We start from the raw sequence: 18,352 nt of genomic DNA, 5'->3' as shown, positions 1-18,352 counted from the left end.
GCGGGGTCAGCCGGTGCGCGCGGCCCGCCAGGCGAGGATCGCGGTGGCGGCCAGCCCGGCGAGGGCGAGGGTCACGACGGCCGTGCCCCACGCCGACGGGGTCCGGGTGCCCAGGAGGCCGACGAGCGCGGCGCCCGCACCGGTCGTCGCGAGCAGCCCGCCCTGCGTCGCCCACCGGCGCAGGGTCGCCCGGGGCAGCCCGGCGCCGGGCGGGAAGGCCGCGAGCAGGGCGAGGCAGAGGTGGGTCGCGAGCACGAGCGTCGCGACGAGCACCGCAGCGGCCCAGCCGCCGACGTCCGTCGGCGTCACGCCGCTCATCCCGACGACGACCACCTGGCCGACGAGCAGGAGTGTCGCCCCCCAGCGCCCCGGCCGGCGCAGCCCCCACCACGTGAGGCCGGCGAGCGGGAGCGCGAGGACGGCAGCCGTGACCGGGGTCGACAGCGCGGCGAGCCCCAGGAGCAGGACGTCGGCGACGACGACGAGGAGGGCGGCGAGCGGCCGCCAGCGGCGCGCGGGGGTCATCGGGCCGCTCCTGCCGTGCGGGGACGACGGCCGATGCCGCGCAGCACCGTGTCGAGGGCGCCGTCGGCGCCCCAGGGGACGACCGGCACGCCGGCCCGCGCGCAGCGGTGGGCCTCCCGCTCGCGCTCCAGCAGCCGCAGCCGCCAGGTGAGGGAGGCCAGCCGCGGGTCCTCGATCCCGGTGGCGGCGACGAGCGCGGCGGGGTCGGCGTCGGGGGTCGCCAGGTGCCCCGGCAGGGTGTCGACGACGAGGACGACGTGCCCGCTGCGGGCCAGGCGGACGGCGTGCGCGAGCGGTTCGGCCGACACGAGCGCCGAGAGGATGACGACGACGGCGCCGGGTGGCACCGACCGGCGCAGCTGGGCCCGCAACGCCCGCTCCTCGCCGACCGACCCGCCGGAGGGCTCGGCCCGGCCGAGGCCGAGGAGGATGCGGGTCAGCTGGTGGTGCCCACCGACCGCCGGGACGTCGACGACCCCGCCGCCGCCGAGGACCGACACCCCGACCCGGTCGCCGGTCGAGAGGTAGTGGGCGGCGAGCGCGCCCGCGGCGTCGACCGCCACGTCGAGGCTCGAGCGGCGGCCGGTGTCGGTGTCGGGCACGCCCACGTCGCGCAGCGCGTCGACGAGGAGGCGGACCTCGGCGTCCTGGTCGGCGTGGGTCGTCGTCACGTGGAGGGTGCCGGTGCGCAGCGACACCGGCCAGCTGATCCGGCGCAGCCGGTCGCCGGTGCGGAACGGGCGCAGGTCGGCGAGCTCGGTGCCGGAGCCCTGCCGGTTGGAGCGGTGCTGCCCGACGAGGCCGGACGGGTGCGGCAGCCCGGCGCGTGAGGAGAACCGGCCCGGGCGCGGTACGACGGTCACGGCCCCGCGCAGCTGCTCGGGCGAGAGCCAGACGAGGCCGCCGAGGTCGCCGAAGCCGGCGACCTGCGCGGGCCCGACCCGCCGCGAGCCCCACCGCAGCGCCTCGACCTCGAGCCCGAGCGGCACCAGCTCGTGCGGCTGCGGGCCTTCGGTCGCCGCGGCGACGTGACCGTGCCGGGGCGTCGAGCGCCCCCAGCGGTCGGCGGGCAGGTGGGCGACGACGTCGCGCAGCCCGGGGACGGGCGCGAGGTCCAGGCGCCACACGAACGACTCGCCCTCGCGCACCACGAGCGGGTCGACCGACGACTGCACCCGGGGCGCCCGACGGGGGCGCGTGACGAGCGACCACGCGGCCGCCCCGAGGAGCGGCACGCCGACGACGACGAGGTCACCGCGCCCGAACGCGACGCCCACGACGAGCACGAGCAGCCCGACGAGCAGGGCCCGACCGAGCGCTCGGGTGGGGCGCCACCCGCCGGTCACGCCGTGCGGGCCGTCGTGCGCGGGGTGCGGACGGTGCGCAGGACGTCCGCGACGACGGTGGCCGAGGTGACCTCGCCCATCCACAGCTCGGGCCGGACGACGACGCGGTGCTCGAGGACCGCGGGGGCGACGGCCTTGACGTCGTCGGGGGCGACGTAGTCACGGCCGCGGACGACGGCCAGGCCGCGCGCGACGAGCATGAGGCCGAGCGAGCCGCGGGGGGAGGACCCCATCAGCACGTGCTCGTGCTCGCGGGTGGCCCGGGCGAGGGCGACGCAGTACCGCCCGACCTCGGGGGAGACGGTGACGTCCTCGAGGGAGGCCTGCAGCTCGAGCAGCTCGGCGGCGTCGACGACGCGGCGCGCCTCCTGCTCCTCGCGGCGCCGCTCGAGGCGACGGCCGAGGACCTGCCACTCCTCGTCGGCGTCGGGGTAGCCGAAGGCGACGCGGACGAGAAAGCGGTCCAGCTGCGCCTCGGGCAGCGGGTAGGTGCCCTCGTACTCGACGGGGTTGGCCGTCGCGAGCACATGGAACGGCCGCGGCAGCCGGAAGGTCTGGCCCTCGACGGTGACCTGCCCCTCCTGCATCGCCTCGAGCAGCGCGGCCTGCGTCTTCGGGGGCGTCCGGTTGATCTCGTCGGCGAGGAGGAGACCGGTGAAGACCGGGCCCTGGCGGAACTCGAAGCGCCGCTCGCCCTGGTCGTAGACGAAGCTGCCGGTGAGGTCGGAGGGCAGCAGGTCGGGCGTGAACTGCGCCCGCGTGAAGTCGAGGCCGAGCGCCTGCGCGAGGGTGCGCGCCGCGAGCGTCTTGCCGAGCCCCGGGTAGTCCTCGAGGAGGACGTGCCCGCCCGCGAGGACCGCCGCGACGACGACCTCGGTGGCCGCCCGCTTGCCGACGACGACGGTGTCGACCTCGTCGAGGACGGCGACGGCGCGTCGGTGGGTCGTGGCGAGGTCGGTCATGCGGTCTCCTTCGTCGGGGGCACGGTCTGCGTCGGGCGCAGCGACTCGAGGTCGGCGATGACCGCCTCGGCGTCCTGGGGGGTCAGTCGGCGCGGTGGCGCCGCGAGGTAGCGCGCGAGGGCGCCGTCGGGCGGGGTCGCGGGGCGGCCGCCCGGTCCGCCGCCGCCGAGGCGCTCGGTGGCGAGCGCCCGCACGAGCTCCTGGAGCTCGGCCGGGGCGCTCGTGTCCGTCCGGTTCGGGGCCAGCAGCCGGCGGAGGGCACCGATCCCGGGCTCGGGCGGCACCTCGTCGGCCCGGCGGGGGAGCCAGTCCCAGTCCACGCCGTCGTCGCGCTGGAGGGGGACGAGCAGCCCGATGAGCGAGACGACGAGGACGACCGCCGCGGCCGCCGCGAGCACCACGACCCCGCGGGCGAGGACGAGCCCGACGAGCGCGACGCCGGCCACGCCGAGTCCGACGACCCGGCCCCGGGTCAGGGGCAGGTCACGCACGGGATCCGGCCTCCTGCCGCTCGGTGGCGGCGCGCAGGTCGGCGGCGAGGCGGGTCAGGGCGGTCTCCGCGGTGGCCCGGTGGTCCTCGGTCAGCTCGTGCCGCGACCAAGCGGCCTCGCGGTAGAGGGCCGCGAGCGACTGCAGGGTCTCCTCGTCGACCTCGAACCGGCGCAGGACGCCCACGGCGGTCTCGGTCGAGGTCCGCGACGCGCTGAGGGTGAGCCCGGCGGCCCGCAGGGTGTCCTCGAGCCGGTCCCACGCCGCGATGATGCCCTCCGCCGGCGTGCCCCGTCCGAGCACGACCAGCCGCTCCTCGGCGTCGTCCGTGAGCGCGGTGCCCAGCCGGGCCAGGTCCGGCCCGGCCGTGTCGTCGGCCTCGACGGCGCGCGGCCCCTGCAGCGAGCGGAGCAGCGCCCGCAGGACGAGGACGAGGACGACGAGGAGCGCGAGCCCGACGAGGCCCACGGCGGTCCAGCCGACGAGCGCCGCGAGGGAGTCGCCGTTGACCGAGGCGGAGCGGAAGGCCCGGGCGTCGACCTCCGAGGAGGGGCGGAAGACGTCGTCGTCGGCGCCGTACTGCGTCACGGGGCCGAGGTGCGGGCCGCTGATGACCCGCGGGATGCCGGGGACCGACGCCGCCCAGACGGCCAGCAGCGCCGCGGCGGCCGCGGTCGCCCCCAGGGCGACCCGGCTCCACCGGGCGCGGTCACCGCGTCGTGCGTCCCCCACGCGACACACCCAACCACACGCGGCTTGGCGAGAGGGGGACCGGGAGGGGACGATGTGCCCGTGGCGACGACCTTCCGGCTGCGGGCCGGCGACACCGGCCCGGTGCAGCAGTCGCCGGTCACCTGCGGGTCGGCGTGCCTGACCGTCGCCCGGATGCTCGTCGACCCCGTCTTCGCGTCGTGGGTCCGGACGGGCGACCCGCACCCGCCCGGCTCACCGGCCGGGGCCACCCAGGCCGAGCGCTTCGCCGCGTACGAGCGGGTCGTCATGCGACGCACGAACGGGGTGCTCTCGGGTGGTCGGCGCCCGAACCTGCCCTGGCCGCGGGCGCTCGGCACGCCGCCGTGGGGTGCGCTGCGCGAGCTGGAGTTCGGGGCCGCCCGTCTCGGCACCCGCTACACGCTCGACCTGCTGCGCGGCGCCGACGAGTACGGGCTGGTCGAGCGCTTCGAGACCCTGCAGCAGGTCGTCGCCGACGGCGAGCCGGCGCTGCTGTACATCGGCAACGCGCTGCTGCCCCGCCACGTCGTCCTCGTCCTGCCCGGCGACGGCGACCGGATGCTCGACGTCTACGACCCCGGGACCGGCCGGGTCGGCCACCTGCGCCGGGACGAGGTCGTGCAGCACCGGATGCGCCTGTCCGGCTGGGACGTCCCCTGGGTGGCGGTGCGGCCGACGGGCCTGCGCCGGGTCGAGGCGCGCCAGGGCGCCCCGTCCCTCGGCCCGATGCCCGCCTGAACCCGTCGAGTGAGCAGGACACGCCGCGTGCGGGCTTCCGCAGACGGCGTGTTCTGTTCACTCGACGGGTGAGAGCGCCCGGGCGCGCGCGGTCTACGCTGCGCTCGTGCCGCTGCCGCCCGACCTCGCCCCGGGACGAGCCGCCGCGCTCGTCGAGGAGCTCGGCCGGGTCGTCGTCCTCTCGCCGGCCGGCACCGCCTACGCGGTCCGCACGGACCGCCGGCACCTTGTGCGGCACGCGCTGCTCGGGGCCGCCGTCGGCTTCTGGCTGGGGCGGCTGCTGGCGGCGGCGGTGCCGATGCCCCTCGCGCTCGTCGTGGCGCCGCTCTGCCTCGTCCTGGGCGCCGGGGCGTGGGCGCTGCGCTTCCCGCCGTGGGCCCGCTGCTGGGTGCAGGTCCAGCGCTTCGGCCCCGAGGAGGACCTGGGTGGGGCGGTGTGCTGGACCGGTGTCCGCGAGCCCGGGGACCTGCCGGCCGCCGTGGACGAGGCGGTCGCCTGCGTCCGGTCCGGAGCGCTGGACGCGGTCACGGAGCACGACGGGCCGGAGCGGGTCCGTCTGCGCTGGCGCTCCCGTCCGCCCGCCTGACCCCGTCGAGTGAACAGGACACGCCGCGTGCGGGATTCCGCAGACGGCGTGTTCTGTTCACTCGACGGGTGAGAGCGCACCCGGCGAGAAAGGGGACCTCAGGCGGTCGGCTTGGGGACCGGGACGAGCTCGAGGTCGCGCGTCGCGACCTCCTCGCCCTCGGCCCACTCGAGCGACCCGGTGAGCCGGCCGGCGGCCCGCAGGTCCGCCTCGCCGGCGCGCAGGTGCTCGAGGAGCGCGGCCGGGGCGACGATCGTCGCGGTGGGCACCTCGGCCCGCATCCCGACCTTGGCCTCGGACTTGGCCTTGCGCACGACCGCGAGGGCGGCCCCGACGGCGGGCAGCGCGGCGGGGTCGCCACCGGCCGGCACCTCGTCGGCGGTCGGCCACGGCGCGCGGTGCACCGTGCCCTCGTGGAACCAGCTCCAGACCTCCTCGGTGACGTACGGGAGGACGGGCGCCAGCAGGCGCAGGACGACGTCGAGGACGAGGCGCAGCGTGGCGCGGGCGGAGGCGGCCTCGGCGTCACCGCGCGAGCCGTAGGCGCGGTCCTTGACGAGCTCGAGGTAGTCGTCGCAGAAGGTCCAGAAGAACGACTCGGTCACCTCGAGGGCGCGGGTGTGGTCCCAGCCCTCGAAGCCGGCGGTCGCCTTCTCGACGACCTCGCGCAGTGCAGCGAGCACCGACAGGTCGAGCGGGTCGGTGACCTGCGCGGCGAGGTCCCCCTCGACGTCGCCGAAGGAGAGGGCGAACTTGCTCGCGTTGAGGACCTTGATGGCCAGCCGCCGGCCGACCTTGATCTGCCCGACGTCGTAGGCCGCGTCGGCGCCGAGGCGACCGCTCGCCGCCCAGTAGCGGACGGCATCGGCCGAGTGCTCCTTGAGGAGGTCCTCGGGCGTGACGACGTTGCCCTTGGACTTGCTCATCTTCTTGCGGTCCGGGTCGAGGATCCAGCCCGAGATGGCGGCGTTCGTCCACGGCACGCTGCCGTGCTCGAAGTGCGCGCGCACGACCGTCGAGAACAGCCAGGTGCGGATGATGTCGTGGCCCTGGGGGCGCACGTCCATCGGGAAGACCTTCTCGAACAACGGGTCCGGGTCGACGCCGTCACGCCCGCGCCAGCCGGCGGCGATCTGCGGGCTGAGCGACGACGTGGCCCAGGTGTCGAGGATGTCGGGGTCGCCGACGAAGCCGCCGGGCACGCCGCGCTGGTCCTCGCTGTAGCCGGCCGGCGGGTTCGCCGCGGGGTCGACGGGCAGCTCGGACTCGTCGGGGAGGATCGGGTGGTCGTGGTCCGGCTCGCCGTCGGCGTCGACCGGGTACCAGACGGGGATCGGCACGCCGAAGAAGCGCTGGCGCGAGACGAGCCAGTCGCCGTTGAGGCCCTGGACCCAGTTGGAGTAGCGGTTGCGCATGAAGCCGGGGTGGAAGTCGACCTCGTCGCCGCGCTCGACCAGCGCCGCGTTGAGGTCGGCCTCGCGCCCGCCGTTGCGGATGTACCACTGGCGGGTCGTGACGATCTCGAGCGGCTTCTCGCCGCGCTCGTAGAAGTTGGCCTTGCGCTGCGTGGGCTTCGGCTCGCCGTCGAGGTCGCCGGACTCCCGCAGCGCGCCGACGATGGCCTCACGGGCCGAGAACGCCGTCCTGCCGGCGACCTGCTCGGCGTAGAGGGCCTCGCCCGCCGAGCCGACGAGCCACTCGGGGGTCTCGGACTGCATCCGGCCGCTGCGGGTCACGAGCGAGCGGGTCGGCAGGCGGAGCTCGCGCCACCAGAGCACGTCGGTGAGGTCGCCGAAGGTGCAGCACATCGCGATGCCCGCGCCCTTGTCCATCTCGGCGGCGGGGTGCGCCACGACCGGCACCTCGACACCGAAGAGCGGCGTGCGGACGGTCGTGCCGAACAGCGGCTGGTAGCGCTCGTCGTCCGGGTGGGCGATGAGGGCCACGCAGCTGGGGATGAGCTCGGGGCGCGTGGTCTCGATGTGCACCGGGCCGTCGGCGCCGTGGAACGCCACGCGGTGGTACGCGCCGGGGTAGTCGCGGGCCTCGAGCTCGGCCTGCGCGACGGCGGTCTGGAACGTGACGTCCCAGAGGCCGGGGGCCTCGGACTGGTAGGCCTCGCCGCGACGGACGTTGCGCAGGAACGCCTGCTGCGACGTGGCGCGCGAGTGGTCGTCGATCGTCCGGTAGCCGATGGACCAGTCGTAGCTGTGGCCGATCCGGCGGAAGAGGGACTCGAAGGCCTCCTCGTCCTTGACGGTCAGCTCGTCGCAGAGCTCGATGAAGTTCTGGCGCGAGATGGGCATCTCGTCGGCGGCCTTCGTGCTCTTGGCGTTGCCGCGGAAGGGCGGCTCGAAGTCCGGGTCGTGGTGCAGCGACGCGTCGCCGCGCACGCCGTAGTAGTTCTGCACGCGCTTCTCGGTGGGCAGGCCGTTGTCGTCCCAGCCGATCGGGTAGAAGACGTTGAACCCGCGCATGCGCTTGTAGCGCGCCATGCAGTCGGTGTGCGTGTAGCTGAACACGTGGCCCATGTGCAGCGAGCCGCTGGCCGTCGGCGGCGGGGTGTCGATGGAGAACACCTGCGAGCGGTCACCGGCGAGGGCGGCCTCGCGGTCGAAGGCGTAGGTGCCCTGCTCCTGCCATACCGCGCCCCACTTCTCCTCCAGGCCGTCGAGGGACGGCCGGTCCGGGATGGCGGAGGCGGCGGTGGGGGAGGCGTGCTCGGTCATGGCCGACATCCTCCCAGACCGCGGAGGGTGCCCTCATCCGGGTTCAGCCGGTGCGGCGTCGGCGTGCGAGGCGCACGAGCGCCAGCCCCGTGAGGGCGCTGCCGGCCGCGACGGCGACCCAGAGCACCTGTCGCCGCTCGCCGGCGCGCGGGTCCGCGACCGGACGCACCTCGAGGCGGGTCGTGGCGGCCTCCGCACGCGGCGGGGCGGTCGTGCCGGGCAGCGGCGGCCCGGCCATCCCGGCGTCGAGGACCGCCGTCAGCGCCTCGACCGGCTGGATGACGCCCCAGCCGACGGCGTCGTCGCGCGCGTCGCGCCGGTCGCGAGCCGCGGTGACCTCGAGGCGATGGGCCCACAGCTGCGGCCCCTCCGACGGGAAACGTTGGGCGAGGAGGGCGGCCGCCGCGCTGACGTACGCGGTGGCGTAGCTCGTCGACCCCTCGTCGGACGACAGGTAGCAGTCGCCCCACGCGCCGAAGGTCGTCAGCACGTCGGTGCCGGGCGCCGCGACGTCGACGTGCGACCCCGTGACCGACCCCTTCGCCGGACGGTCGTCCGCGTCGCTGGCGCCGACCCCGAGCACGCCGGGGTAGGCGGCGGGGTAGCGCGGGCCGCGCACGGGGTCCTGCTCGGTGCTCGTCCCGGCGGCCGCGACGACGAGGGCGCCCTTGCGCTGTGCGTGCTCGACGGCCGACCGCAGGCGGGAGTCGTCACCGGCCGTGCTCAGCGAGACGTTGACGACCTTCGCTCCGCCGTCGACCGCGGCCCGGATGCCCTCCGCGAGGGTGCCGGCGTCGGTGTCCGGCCCCTCCTGCGAGGTGCGATCGTCGGACACGACCTTGACCGGGAGGATGCGGGCGTCCGGGGCGAGGCCCTCGACGCCGGACTTCGAGCCGACGGACCGGGCGGCGATGATGCCGGCGACCGCGGTGCCGTGCAGGCGGGTGTCGGTGCGGGCCGACCCCCCGACGAGGCTCCGGCCGTCGAGCACGGAGGAGCCGGTGAAGTGCTGGTTGCGGGCGACCCCGCTGTCGACGACGGCGACGGTGACACCCCGCCCGGTGGCCATCGTCCAGGCGGTGCGGGACCCGAGCCGGACCAGGGCCGTCGGGGTGTCGGTCACCCACTGGGTCCGGCCCTCCTCGCACTGCTCGGCCGCGGAGGGCAGGGCCGCAGTCACTGCCGGGGCGGACCCGGTGGAGGCGAGCGCCGGTGCGGCCGAGGGGAGCACGGCGGTGCTCGCGAGCAGGAGCGGCGCGGCGATGCGGGCCGCGCGGCGCCGCGAGGTCACGACGTGCCCGAGACGACCGTGCGGGCGGCGTCCTCGCCGAGGGCCGGGCCCGAGCGGAACAGCTCGGTCCAGGCCGCGGGGACCGGCACGACGTCACCGGGCGTGTAGCCCAGGCGCGCGAGCACCTCGGTGTCGGCGCCGACGACCGAGTAGGCCGTCGCGGTCTGGTCCACGGCCAGCACGGGACCCTTGCCGAGCACCTGCCCCGACACCGCCCGGACGAGCGCCCCGGACCCGGTGTCGACGACGGTGCGGCCGCGGTCGGACGCCGGCGGGTCGCTGGTGACCGTCGTCAGCGCGACGACGGGGGCCGTGTTCGCGGCGGCGGTCAGCGTCGCGCACGGCGTGGTCTCGAGGGCGGTCGGCAGCTTCTCGGGCCAGGCCGTCGGGGCCGTGCGCTGCGGCTCCACCTGGAGGCGGGCGATCTGCGCGCCCTCGACGGGCAGGACGTCGGCGGACGCCCCCGAGCCGAGGCGGTACATCGCGAGGGCGACGTCGGGCAGCGGCTCGAGGGTGCCGCGGGGGGTGACGAGGTAGTGACGACCGTCGTCCTGCAGCTCGAGCACGGACCCGACCGAGGCGCCGGGCGGCAGGCCGGGGAGCGGCTTCCCGAGGTCGTCGACGGTGAGCGGGCCGAGCGCCGGCCCCTCGGGGAAGAGGTTGAGCCACGCGGCCGGGGCGGCGACCGGCGGGCGCCCGTCGAGCCGCAGGGCGACCGAGACGGCCGACAGGTCGCGGGCGCGCACCGGGTAGCGCATCCCGTCCGCGACGACGAACACCGCGTCGTCGGAGCGGACGAGCACGGCGGCCCGGACGGCGGGCTCGGCCCGGCGCTTCGGACCGATGGCCGACGAGACCTGCTGTCCCGCACCGAGGCACGAGAGCCAGCCGGTGTTGACGAGGCGGTCGGCCGGGGCGAGGGAGTCGGGGGCGCCGAGGATGCCGAGGGTCGCGCCGCGCTTCTTGTCGGCGAGCTCCTCGTCCGGCACGGCGAGCACCTTGAACTGGTTGCTCGGGATGAGCAGGCGGGCGCTGACGGTGTTGACGACCGGGTGCAGCGCGTCGTCGATGGACACGTACCGCGCGCCGCTGTCCTCGGCGATGACCAGCCGGTCGTTGCCCCAGTCGTCCGGCAGCGACGAGCGCAGGTACCCGAAGGCCATGCTGCCGAGGACGAGCACGACGGTGAGCGCGAGCCCGCCGACGACGGCCCGCAGCGGGCGGTCGGGCTCGACCTCGCGACCGCCCGGGGCGCCGCTGACGAACGCGGTGGTCAGCCGGCGCCGGCTGAACGACTGCGCCTCGACGAGGTCCTTCTTCGTCGCCACGTCAGAGGATCCCGACGGTGGCGGCGGCCAGGGGGAGGAGCGACACGAGCGCGACGCCGTCGAGGGCGTCGGCGACCCGTCCGAGGCGGACCCGGGTGCGGGGGGCGAGGACGGCCAGCGCGACGACGACCGCGCCGGTCGCCCCGAGGAGCACCGCGAGGGCCGGGCGCCACGTCGGGTGCGTCAGCGCGGCGACGACGGCGGCGAGGGCCACACCGAGGATGCCCGTCGCCATCGCGATGACCACGGTGGTGCGGGTGCGGGCGTGCCGCGTGCGCAGCAGCGTGGCGGCGCACCCGGCGAGGACGAGGGCGGTCCCGGCCAGCCCGTCCGCGACGAGCTGCGGCGTGACGAGCAGCGCCGCCCCGCCGGTCGACAGGCCGACGGCGACCATCACCTCGTGGCCGAGGGCCACCTGGCCGCGGACGCGCTCGCGGTCGACCTCGGGCACGTCGGCCTCGATCTCGGCCTCGGTCCGGGGTGCGTGCGAGCTGAGCCGGCTCGAGGAGAGACCGGCCCAGGGGAGGACGTTGCCGACGACGACCGCGAGCACGAGGACGACGGCGCACACCGTCGTCACGTCGACCTCGAGCACCCCGGTGGCGAGGCCGACCGCGGTGGCGACGAGACCGACGACGGCGCCGGCGGCCAGCACCAGGCGGTGCCGGGCCACGACGAGGGCCGCGGCGAGCCCGACGATCGCGACGGCGGAACCGACCCAGACCAGGCCGCGGCCCCAGAGCGCGTCGGCCGGGGCGACCGCGCTGCCGGAGGTCGCCGCGAACGCGAGGGCGGTGAGCGCGAGGGCGAGCGCGCCGCCGGCCTGCGCCCGCGCGTGGAGGACGGCGGCCGACCCGACGAGGAGGAGGGCGACGGCGAGCGCGACCGCCGCGACGAGCAGCCCGGAGTCCCGGGCGGTGAACAGGGCCCAGGCCGCGCAGAGGAAGAGGACGACGGAGGCGCCGACCGCCGTGCCCGCGCTGTGCCGTGCGGTCCACGGGGCGAACTGCGTCTCGACGACGTCCGCGACGGCCTCGACGACGTCGTCGTAGACCTTGTCGGTCGAGGGATCGACGACCTCGAGGCTCAGCACCGACCCGTCGGTCACCCCCTGGGCCGCAAAGGAGCGGTCGGGGTCGAGGAGGGTCCCACCGCCCGCGACGAGCCGGAAGCCGTGCGTGGCCTGCTCGGGGTCGAGGACACCGAGCTCGCGCGCGAGCTCGGGGACGATCTCGACGACCGGGATGCCGCCCGGCACACCGAGATCCGCGCGACGGGTCCCCGACGAGACGGAGACTCGGACGAGCGACGCGGAGGCGGCGCTGGACTGGCTCACGGTTTCGACTCTCCCCTCGACGGCCGGCCCGGTGCCGGTCCCGACGCGCCCCGAGCATAGACGCGTGGGGTTCGGGGAGTTCTCCCCATCGACCCTTTTCGCATGGCACCGTAGGGTCCAGTGCAGGACGAGGGGCCGCACCGGAACCACGTCCGATGGACACCAGCCCTTCAGGGGGTCAGTGAAAACGGCTGCGGCACGATCGTCGTCGCACGAGGGAAGGACACAGCATGGGTGACCAGTTCAGGGCCGGCGCAGGCGTCGTCAAGGCCAGCGCCGACATCGTCTCGGCTGCGCGGGGGGACCTCCGCAAGCAGGTGAACGACCTGCGCACGCAGATGGAGGCCGTCAAGGCGCACTGGGAGGGGCAGGGCGCTGCCAGCTTCCAGAACGTCAGCGAGGCGTGGAACGTGCAGACGCAGGACATCGTCGACGTGCTCGACACGTTCGAGGCGAACCTCACCGGCACGCAGCGCCAGTACGACGCCGACGACGCCGCCGCGTCGTCGAACCTCAGCAAGTACAGCAGCATGCTCGGCAACGGCTGAGCCGACGAAGGGGACTGAACGATCATGGGTGACGGAATCAAGGTCGGCGGCGCCGGCATCGACGCGCTCGTCGACGACATGCAGAAGGGCCTCGGCCAGATCGAGGGCCGGCTCGGCGACATGAAGAACGACCTCAGCAAGTACGTGGAGCAGTGGGACGGTTCGGCCCGCGCCGCGTACTCGAAGGCCCAGGCCGACTGGGAGAAGCAGATCCAGGAGTGCAAGCAGCTCCTCATGGACGTCCGCCAGGCGGTCATCTCCTCCAAGGAGGACTACCTCGCCGGTGAGCTGCGCAACACCAACATGTGGGGCTGAGCGCCCGACGTGCACGCGCCGGGTGCCGGTGCCTCCTCGGGAGGCACCGGCACCGCGGCGTGACGGGGAGGACCGCGGGCGCACGGCGCCCGTGACGGAAAGGACCGAGGAGACGACGTGCCACGACTCGACGACGGCGGACCGGGCGCTGGACCGATCCAGTACCCGAGCATCCTCCAGACGCTCGGGCTGGACTACGAGCAGGACTGGACGAGCTCGACCCACGACGCGCTGCGGACGGTGGAGTACACCGTCGCCTCGCGCTCGACCTTCGGCGAGATCCCGGAGGCGCAGGACTTCGCGACCGTCTACACGGCCGCGGCCCACATCTACGAGGCGACGCTGCGCGGCATCCGTGACGACCTGACCGCCGCCGCGCAGGCGCTGGCGCAGGCCGGCGCCGAGATCCGCGAGCGCGACGAGGCCTCCGGCGACGCCTTCCAGACCCTGCAGGCGCGGTGGGTCGACCCTGACGACTTCGCGGCCTCGCAGCAGACGCAGCAGGCGGCCCGGGACGAGGCCGCGGTCGAGGGGAGCGCGGCCCAGGTGCGCATCGCCGAGGCGGCGCCCGCGCCCACCGACCCCGTGGACCCCGGTGCCGACACCGGTGCGGGCGGGACGCCGGCCTCCACCCCGACCGGTCCGTCGAGCGGCGGCGCCACGCCGTCCACCCCGCCGTCCTCCAGCGGCATGGACGTCGGCTGATGCGTCGAGCCCGCAGGCACGCCACCGCGCTCGCCCTGGCCCTCGTGGCCACGGCGGCCGGCGCCGCGGCCACGCCAGCGACGGCCGGGCTCCTCGCCGGGGCGCCCGACCGCCTGTCGGCGGCCGCGTCCCCGGGCGAGTGGTGGCGCACGGCGATGGGCGTCGACGAGCTCAACCGCCGGGGCACCGGCAAGGGCGTGACGGTCGCCCTCATCGACGGGCCGATCGACGCCGACGTCCCCGAGCTCCGGGGGAAGGTCGACTCCAGCCGGAGCCTCTGCCGGAAGGACGGCTACGACGCCCCCCTCCGCTCGCCGTCGGCCACGGGCAAGCCCGCCGAGCACGCCACGAGCATGGCGGCGCTCATCGCCGGCTCCGGGAAGGGAACGGGACCGGGCGGCCGAGGCATCCGCGGCATCGCGCCCGACGCGACGATCCGGCACTATGCCGCCTTCTACCGGGACGCGAAGGATCGGCCCACCTGCCCGTCGGACGACAGCGAGAGCGTCGACGACGGCATCGCCCGCGCCATCGAGCGAGCCGCCTCGGACGGCGCCGACGTCATCAGCATCAGTCTCGTCGGCCGCTACGACCGCGACACCGTCGACGCCCTCCTCGCGGCCTACCGGGCCGACGCGATCGTCGTCGCCGGCACGCCCAACGACGCGAAGTCGGGGGTGTGGCCCGGTGAGGGCAACGGGGTGCTCGCGGTGAACAGCGTCGACTCGGCCGGCCGGATCCCGGAGTTCGGCATCAAGGGCAGCGCGTTCCTCGCCCTCGCGGCGCCGGGCAAGGACGTCATGGCCGGCAGCTACGACGCCTCCGGCTGGCACAGCGACACCGTCGTCTCGGGCTCGTCGATCGCCACCGCGATCGTCGCCGGCGGCATCGCGGCGATGCGCTCCGCCCACCCGGACGCCAGCGCCGGCCAGATCCTCCACGCGGTCAAGGACAACGTGGGCCTGCGCGAGAAGAAGAGCGGCAGCGGGTACGAGACCTGGTTCCGGCGCAGCGGGGCGGACCTGCCCACCGTGCGCAGCGCCAACCTCGCCTACGGCTGGGGCATCTTCGACCCCGCCGACGCCGTGGAGGTCGACCCGTCGACGCTGCCCGAGGACAACCCGTTCGTCCGCACCGGCAAGAACGACGAACCGACGCCGCAGCAGGTCGCGACGTCCATGAGCCTGCCGGCGCCGACGTCGATGGGCTCCGTGAGCCCGTCGACGTCCCCGACCGCCACTGCGACCCCGTCCGGCACGCCTGCGGTACAGGCGGCTCCGGCCGTCCGGGACGACGGCTCGGGCGGGCCGCCGTGGCTGCTCCTCGGCGCCGCCGGGCTCGTGCTCCTGCTGCTCGCCGGAGGTGGGCTCGCCCTGCGCGGACGCCGTGCTGCCGCGGGGACGTCACCCGCACCGATGACCTCTGCCACCACGACCAGCACCACGACGGACGGCGCCGCGAGCGCCGAGGGGAGGAACCACTGATGGTCATTCCTGACGAGGGCCCGAGCAACCCGGCGCTGCCGGCCGACGCGGGGCCCAACGAGCGCAAGCTCTACGGGATCTACGGATTCTCCACGGTCCTCGTGCGGATGACCGCCGACGACTGGGGGACGACCGCCGACACGGTGAGCAACCTCGCCACCGAGGTGCGCTCGGTCATCACGAAGCTCCAGGGGGCCGACCGACCGTGGACGGGCCCGGCCGCCGATGCGGCCTACGGCACGCTCCAGAAGCTCGCAAGCCAGCTCGATGACCGCGCCGAGGAGATCACCGGCATCAAGCGCGGGCTGACCCAGGCCGCCGACGCCGCGGACACGGCGCGGCAGGCGTACCAGAACACGGTGCGCACGATCTCGACCGACGTCGACCGCTCGTCCTACGAGCACACCCAGGCGCGCCAGGGCGGTCAGCCCGCGCCGGACGGCACGGTCTTCGACCAGGCCGGCTTCGACGCGGCCGTCGCGGCGCAGCGCGAGCAGCGTGAGCAACAGTCCGCGACGGTGCTCGCCGGCTTCGGCTCCGGCATCCGTGGAGCGGCCCAGCAGATGCCCGTGGCCGCGCAGGACTCCGTGACCATCGACCCCGGGTCCTCCGGCGGGGGCGGCGGCGGGGGTGGCTACCCGTCGGGTGGCGGCCCCAGCGGTGGCTCGTACGTCGCGCCGTCGGGCGGTGGCGGGGGCGGCGGCGTCTACCACGTGTCGCACCCGACCGGCTGGGTGCAGGAGCCGGTCGTCGAGAACCCGCAGCCGCCCACACCGGTCCCGCCCGTCGACCCGCCGGTCGACCCACCGACCCCGGTGAGCCCGGTCAGCCCGACGCCGACCCCGGTCCACCTCGACGGTGGTACGACCGGCACGGTCACGCCCGGCGGCGCAGGCAGCACCGGGTGGGCCGGTACGTCACCGGCCGGAAGCTCGGTCTCCGGCGGTGCCGGAGGTCTCGGCGGCGCCGGGGCGGTCGGCGGCGGAGCCCTCATGGGTGGCGCCGCGCTGCTCGGCAAGGGCGTGCTCGGGCGGATGGGTGGCGGCGCGTTCGGGGCCGCCGGCGCGGCCGGCCGTCCCGGCCTGGTGGCCGGCAGCACCTCCGCCGCGGGCCGTGGAGCCACCGGAGCCGCGGGTCGCGGGGCAGCCGGTGCGGCCGGGCGCACGACCGTCGCCCCCGGTGGTCAGGGTGCCGCCGCGCGCGGTGGTGCCCGGGGCGCCGGTGGCGGTCGTGGCGCGGCCGGGGTCACCGGGTCGCGCAGCACCGGGAAGTACGGGGTCCCGAAGGTCGGCGAGAGCGGCGGCCGGGGCGCCGGGGCCAAGGGTGCCGTCGGAGCCGCGTCCGGAGGGCGCGGTGGACGCCGGGGCCGCGACGAGCAGGCCCAGGACGTCGACCACCTGACGCACGAGGACGAGGAGACCTGGTTCGAGGGCGAGGACGACGCGACCCCGCCCGTGTGGCGCTGACGCCCCGCACCAGCGTCGAGAGCGCCCCTTCCCCGCCCGGGGGAGGGGCGCTCCGGCGTGTCGGGGCGACCTCGTCGTGGCCGGGGTCAGCCGGAGGTGAACCGGCGCAGCGCCTCGACGAGGCCACCGGCCACCACGGCGAGCGGCAGCGCGAGGACGACCGCGAGCGCCTCGAGCCGGTCCGCGCCGCGCGAGAGCCGGGTCGAGGCCCAGCCCCCGGACAGTGCGATCGCGCCGAGGACCGCGGCCACCCCGAGGACGACCGCCCCGGCGACGACGCCCCAGCGCCAGCCGCCGTCCCAGTCGACGACGGCGACCGAGGTCGAGAGGGTGAGGGACGCCGCGGTGGCGAGCATCGCGGCGCGCGCCAGCCGGTCGCGGACGTGCCGCGCCTGGTACCCCAGCGCCGCGGCCGAGGCGAGGAGGAGCGCCCAGCGCGACCACGGCGCGAGCGTCGACAGCGGCTCGGTGAGCGCGACGACCCATCCGGCGACGACGGCGAGGACGCCGAGGTAGGTCGTGCCGACCGAGACCACCGAGCGGGCCTGCGCGACGCGGTCGCGGACGTCGGTGGCGGTGACGCGGCGGCGACGCGCGGCGTGCCGCTCGCGCACCGACCACACGGTCGTCGAGAGGCGGTCGGTGTCGACGAGCTGGGTCTGGTCGATGTCGAGGCTGGCGCTCGGCAGCGCGCGGACGACGACCGGCGCGAGGCCCACGACGAGGGCGGCGGCCACGGTCACCGGCTGCTCGGCGAGCACCGTCCCGGCGACGAGGGCGGCGAGGCCGCCGAGGCAGGCCAGCGCCGTCCGCTCCGCCCGGTCGGCGGGGGAGCCGTCGGACGACGCGAGCGCGAGGACGACCGCCCCGAGCGCGGCCGCGAGCACGACGGCGACCGCGACCCGCGAGGGCGAGGACGCGAGTGGGACGAGCAGCCCCGCGGCCCCGGCGAGCGCGGGGGCGCCGACGAGCCGGACGAGCGCGGCACCGCTGCGGTGCCGGGGCGTGAGGAGGACGGCGGCCACGGCGGCGGCCAGCAGCACTCCGCTCGCGGCCCAGCGGACCGCTGCGGCGTCGAGGACCTGGTCGGTCGCGCCGGCCGGCGCGGCGAGGGCGAGCGCCGCGGCGACGAGCGCGACGACGGCGCTGGCCGCGACGAGCACCGGCCCGAGGTCGGAGGCGCGCCGGGCGGAGCGCCGGCCGGGCCCGCGACGACGGCGCCGCGGGTGGTGCAGCGCGGAGCGGCTGACGGTGGCGTCGACGTCGTCGACGGCGTCGCGCCGCTGGGTGGCGTCGTCGACGAGCGAGACCGAGGGGTCGGCGGTCGCGACGGACGGCGAGCGAGACCCACCGGCCCACGCCGGGGCCGACGGGCGGGCGCCGGGGGCGGCGGAGGACCGGTCGAGGCTGACGACCCCGCGGTGCACGGCGTGGGTGGTGGTCCGGACGACGGTGAGGACCGCGCCGGCGGGCAGGTCACCCGAGATCCGGTCCTGCGGCCCGAGGACGTGGCCGGCGGCGGTCGCGACCGAGCTCGGCGTGGCGCTCGAGGAGATGCCGAGGACCGAGAGGACCTCGCTGACGCGGGTGCCGACGGGGACGACGAGGTCGTAGCTGCGCTCGTCCGCGACGAGCGTCAGCTGCTGCGTCGTCCCGTCCACCGGGCCCTCCCGTCGTTCTCCCGCACTCGATCCGGCCCACCTCGGGCCACTCCCCGCGGGGAACAGTATCCACGGGTACGGTAGGCCGAGCGCCAGAAGCACCACCGGGAG

The 18,352-nt window shown here is 76.1% G+C and carries 17 protein-coding genes; 7 read left to right on the top strand and 10 right to left on the bottom strand.

Annotated features, from left to right (window positions below):
• Positions 1 to 6: 6 nt before the first annotated feature.
• Genes KMZ30_RS09195 through KMZ30_RS22325 form a run of 5 tightly spaced genes read right to left on the bottom strand, consistent with a single transcriptional unit; the run spans position 7 to position 4,054 of the window.
• A complete protein-coding gene (locus KMZ30_RS09195; RefSeq protein WP_215512663.1) occupies positions 7 to 525 on the bottom strand; it encodes a hypothetical protein in 519 nt (172 codons plus the stop codon).
• Entirely contained in the window at positions 522 to 1,871 is a 1,350-nt protein-coding gene (locus tag KMZ30_RS22330) for a DUF58 domain-containing protein (RefSeq protein WP_215512662.1), read from the bottom strand. Before KMZ30_RS22330 ends, KMZ30_RS09195 begins: the two co-directional genes overlap by 4 nt.
• Positions 1,868 to 2,833: an AAA family ATPase gene (locus KMZ30_RS09185; protein WP_030527418.1), complete on the bottom strand. Its 966-nt coding sequence runs from the start codon at positions 2,831 to 2,833 to the stop codon at positions 1,868 to 1,870. Before KMZ30_RS09185 ends, KMZ30_RS22330 begins: the two co-directional genes overlap by 4 nt.
• A complete protein-coding gene (locus KMZ30_RS09180; RefSeq protein WP_215512661.1) occupies positions 2,830 to 3,324 on the bottom strand; it encodes a hypothetical protein in 495 nt (164 codons plus the stop codon). Before KMZ30_RS09180 ends, KMZ30_RS09185 begins: the two co-directional genes overlap by 4 nt.
• Positions 3,317 to 4,054 (bottom strand): DUF4129 domain-containing protein, encoded by a 738-nt coding sequence (locus tag KMZ30_RS22325; protein ID WP_215512660.1) that lies wholly within the window; start codon positions 4,052 to 4,054, stop codon positions 3,317 to 3,319. The genes KMZ30_RS09180 and KMZ30_RS22325 overlap by 8 nt, the downstream gene beginning before the upstream one ends.
• A gap of 60 nt (positions 4,055 to 4,114) precedes the next feature.
• On the opposite strand from KMZ30_RS22325, the gene KMZ30_RS09170 reads away from it, so the two are divergent.
• Positions 4,115 to 4,792 (top strand): hypothetical protein, encoded by a 678-nt coding sequence (locus tag KMZ30_RS09170; RefSeq protein WP_215512659.1) that lies wholly within the window; start codon positions 4,115 to 4,117, stop codon positions 4,790 to 4,792.
• 106 nt (positions 4,793 to 4,898) lie between these two features.
• Positions 4,899 to 5,378 (top strand): hypothetical protein, encoded by a 480-nt coding sequence (locus KMZ30_RS09165; protein ID WP_215512658.1) that lies wholly within the window; start codon positions 4,899 to 4,901, stop codon positions 5,376 to 5,378.
• Positions 5,379 to 5,476: 98 nt separating this feature from the next.
• Here the strand turns inward: KMZ30_RS09165 and valS are convergent, their stop codons facing one another.
• Genes valS through eccD form a run of 4 tightly spaced genes read right to left on the bottom strand, consistent with a single transcriptional unit; the run spans position 5,477 to position 12,062 of the window.
• Complete coding sequence (gene valS, locus KMZ30_RS09160; RefSeq protein ID WP_215512657.1) at positions 5,477 to 8,107, bottom strand: valine--tRNA ligase; 2,631 nt, start codon at positions 8,105 to 8,107, stop codon at positions 5,477 to 5,479.
• Positions 8,108 to 8,150: 43 nt separating this feature from the next.
• Positions 8,151 to 9,398 carry a S8 family serine peptidase gene (locus KMZ30_RS09155; RefSeq protein WP_215512656.1) on the bottom strand — a complete coding sequence of 416 codons (1,248 nt, stop codon included), beginning with the start codon at positions 9,396 to 9,398 and terminating at the stop codon, positions 8,151 to 8,153.
• Positions 9,395 to 10,726, bottom strand: coding sequence for a type VII secretion protein EccB (eccB, locus tag KMZ30_RS09150; RefSeq protein WP_215512655.1), 1,332 nt, complete (start codon positions 10,724 to 10,726; stop codon positions 9,395 to 9,397). The genes KMZ30_RS09155 and eccB overlap by 4 nt, the downstream gene beginning before the upstream one ends.
• A 1-nt stretch (position 10,727) precedes the next feature.
• Complete coding sequence (gene eccD, locus KMZ30_RS09145; RefSeq protein ID WP_215512654.1) at positions 10,728 to 12,062, bottom strand: type VII secretion integral membrane protein EccD; 1,335 nt, start codon at positions 12,060 to 12,062, stop codon at positions 10,728 to 10,730.
• A gap of 230 nt (positions 12,063 to 12,292) precedes the next feature.
• Between eccD and KMZ30_RS09140 the strand changes: the two genes are divergently transcribed.
• The 5 genes from KMZ30_RS09140 to KMZ30_RS09120 all read left to right on the top strand — a co-directional run bounded on the left by KMZ30_RS09140 (position 12,293) and on the right by KMZ30_RS09120 (position 16,580).
• On the top strand, positions 12,293 to 12,610 hold the full coding sequence (locus KMZ30_RS09140; protein ID WP_215512653.1) for a WXG100 family type VII secretion target: 318 nt from the start codon (positions 12,293 to 12,295) through the stop codon (positions 12,608 to 12,610).
• A gap of 24 nt (positions 12,611 to 12,634) precedes the next feature.
• Positions 12,635 to 12,925, top strand: coding sequence for a WXG100 family type VII secretion target (locus KMZ30_RS09135; RefSeq protein ID WP_036829365.1), 291 nt, complete (start codon positions 12,635 to 12,637; stop codon positions 12,923 to 12,925).
• Positions 12,926 to 13,042: 117 nt separating this feature from the next.
• Entirely contained in the window at positions 13,043 to 13,630 is a 588-nt protein-coding gene (locus KMZ30_RS09130) for a hypothetical protein (RefSeq protein WP_215512652.1), read from the top strand.
• Positions 13,630 to 15,114 (top strand): S8 family peptidase, encoded by a 1,485-nt coding sequence (locus KMZ30_RS09125; protein ID WP_215512651.1) that lies wholly within the window; start codon positions 13,630 to 13,632, stop codon positions 15,112 to 15,114. The genes KMZ30_RS09130 and KMZ30_RS09125 overlap by 1 nt, the downstream gene beginning before the upstream one ends.
• Positions 15,114 to 16,580: a WXG100 family type VII secretion target gene (locus KMZ30_RS09120; RefSeq protein WP_215512650.1), complete on the top strand. Its 1,467-nt coding sequence runs from the start codon at positions 15,114 to 15,116 to the stop codon at positions 16,578 to 16,580. Before KMZ30_RS09125 ends, KMZ30_RS09120 begins: the two co-directional genes overlap by 1 nt.
• 86 nt (positions 16,581 to 16,666) lie before the next feature.
• Here KMZ30_RS09120 and KMZ30_RS09115 read toward each other — a convergent pair whose 3' ends face one another.
• Complete coding sequence (locus tag KMZ30_RS09115; protein WP_215512649.1) at positions 16,667 to 18,241, bottom strand: hypothetical protein; 1,575 nt, start codon at positions 18,239 to 18,241, stop codon at positions 16,667 to 16,669.
• Between the last annotated feature and the right edge of the window lie 111 nt (positions 18,242 to 18,352).

The sequence above is a fragment of the Phycicoccus mangrovi genome (assembly GCF_018729305.1).
In the GTDB taxonomy this organism is placed as follows: Bacteria; Actinomycetota; Actinomycetes; order Actinomycetales; family Dermatophilaceae; genus Phycicoccus; species Phycicoccus jejuensis.
This window is presented reverse-complemented; position numbering and strand designations above follow the sequence as displayed.

Coding starts and splice junctions, on each gene's coding strand:
- KMZ30_RS09195 (WP_215512663.1), bottom strand. CDS start 525: ATGACCCCCGCGCGCCGCTGGCGGCCGCTCGCCGCCCTCCTCGTCGTC.
- KMZ30_RS09185 (WP_030527418.1), bottom strand. CDS start 2,833: ATGACCGACCTCGCCACGACCCACCGACGCGCCGTCGCCGTCCTCGAC.
- valS (WP_215512657.1), bottom strand. CDS start 8,107: ATGACCGAGCACGCCTCCCCCACCGCCGCCTCCGCCATCCCGGACCGG.
- KMZ30_RS09140 (WP_215512653.1), top strand. CDS start 12,293: ATGGGTGACCAGTTCAGGGCCGGCGCAGGCGTCGTCAAGGCCAGCGCC.
- KMZ30_RS09135 (WP_036829365.1), top strand. CDS start 12,635: ATGGGTGACGGAATCAAGGTCGGCGGCGCCGGCATCGACGCGCTCGTC.
- KMZ30_RS09125 (WP_215512651.1), top strand. CDS start 13,630: ATGCGTCGAGCCCGCAGGCACGCCACCGCGCTCGCCCTGGCCCTCGTG.
- KMZ30_RS09120 (WP_215512650.1), top strand. CDS start 15,114: ATGGTCATTCCTGACGAGGGCCCGAGCAACCCGGCGCTGCCGGCCGAC.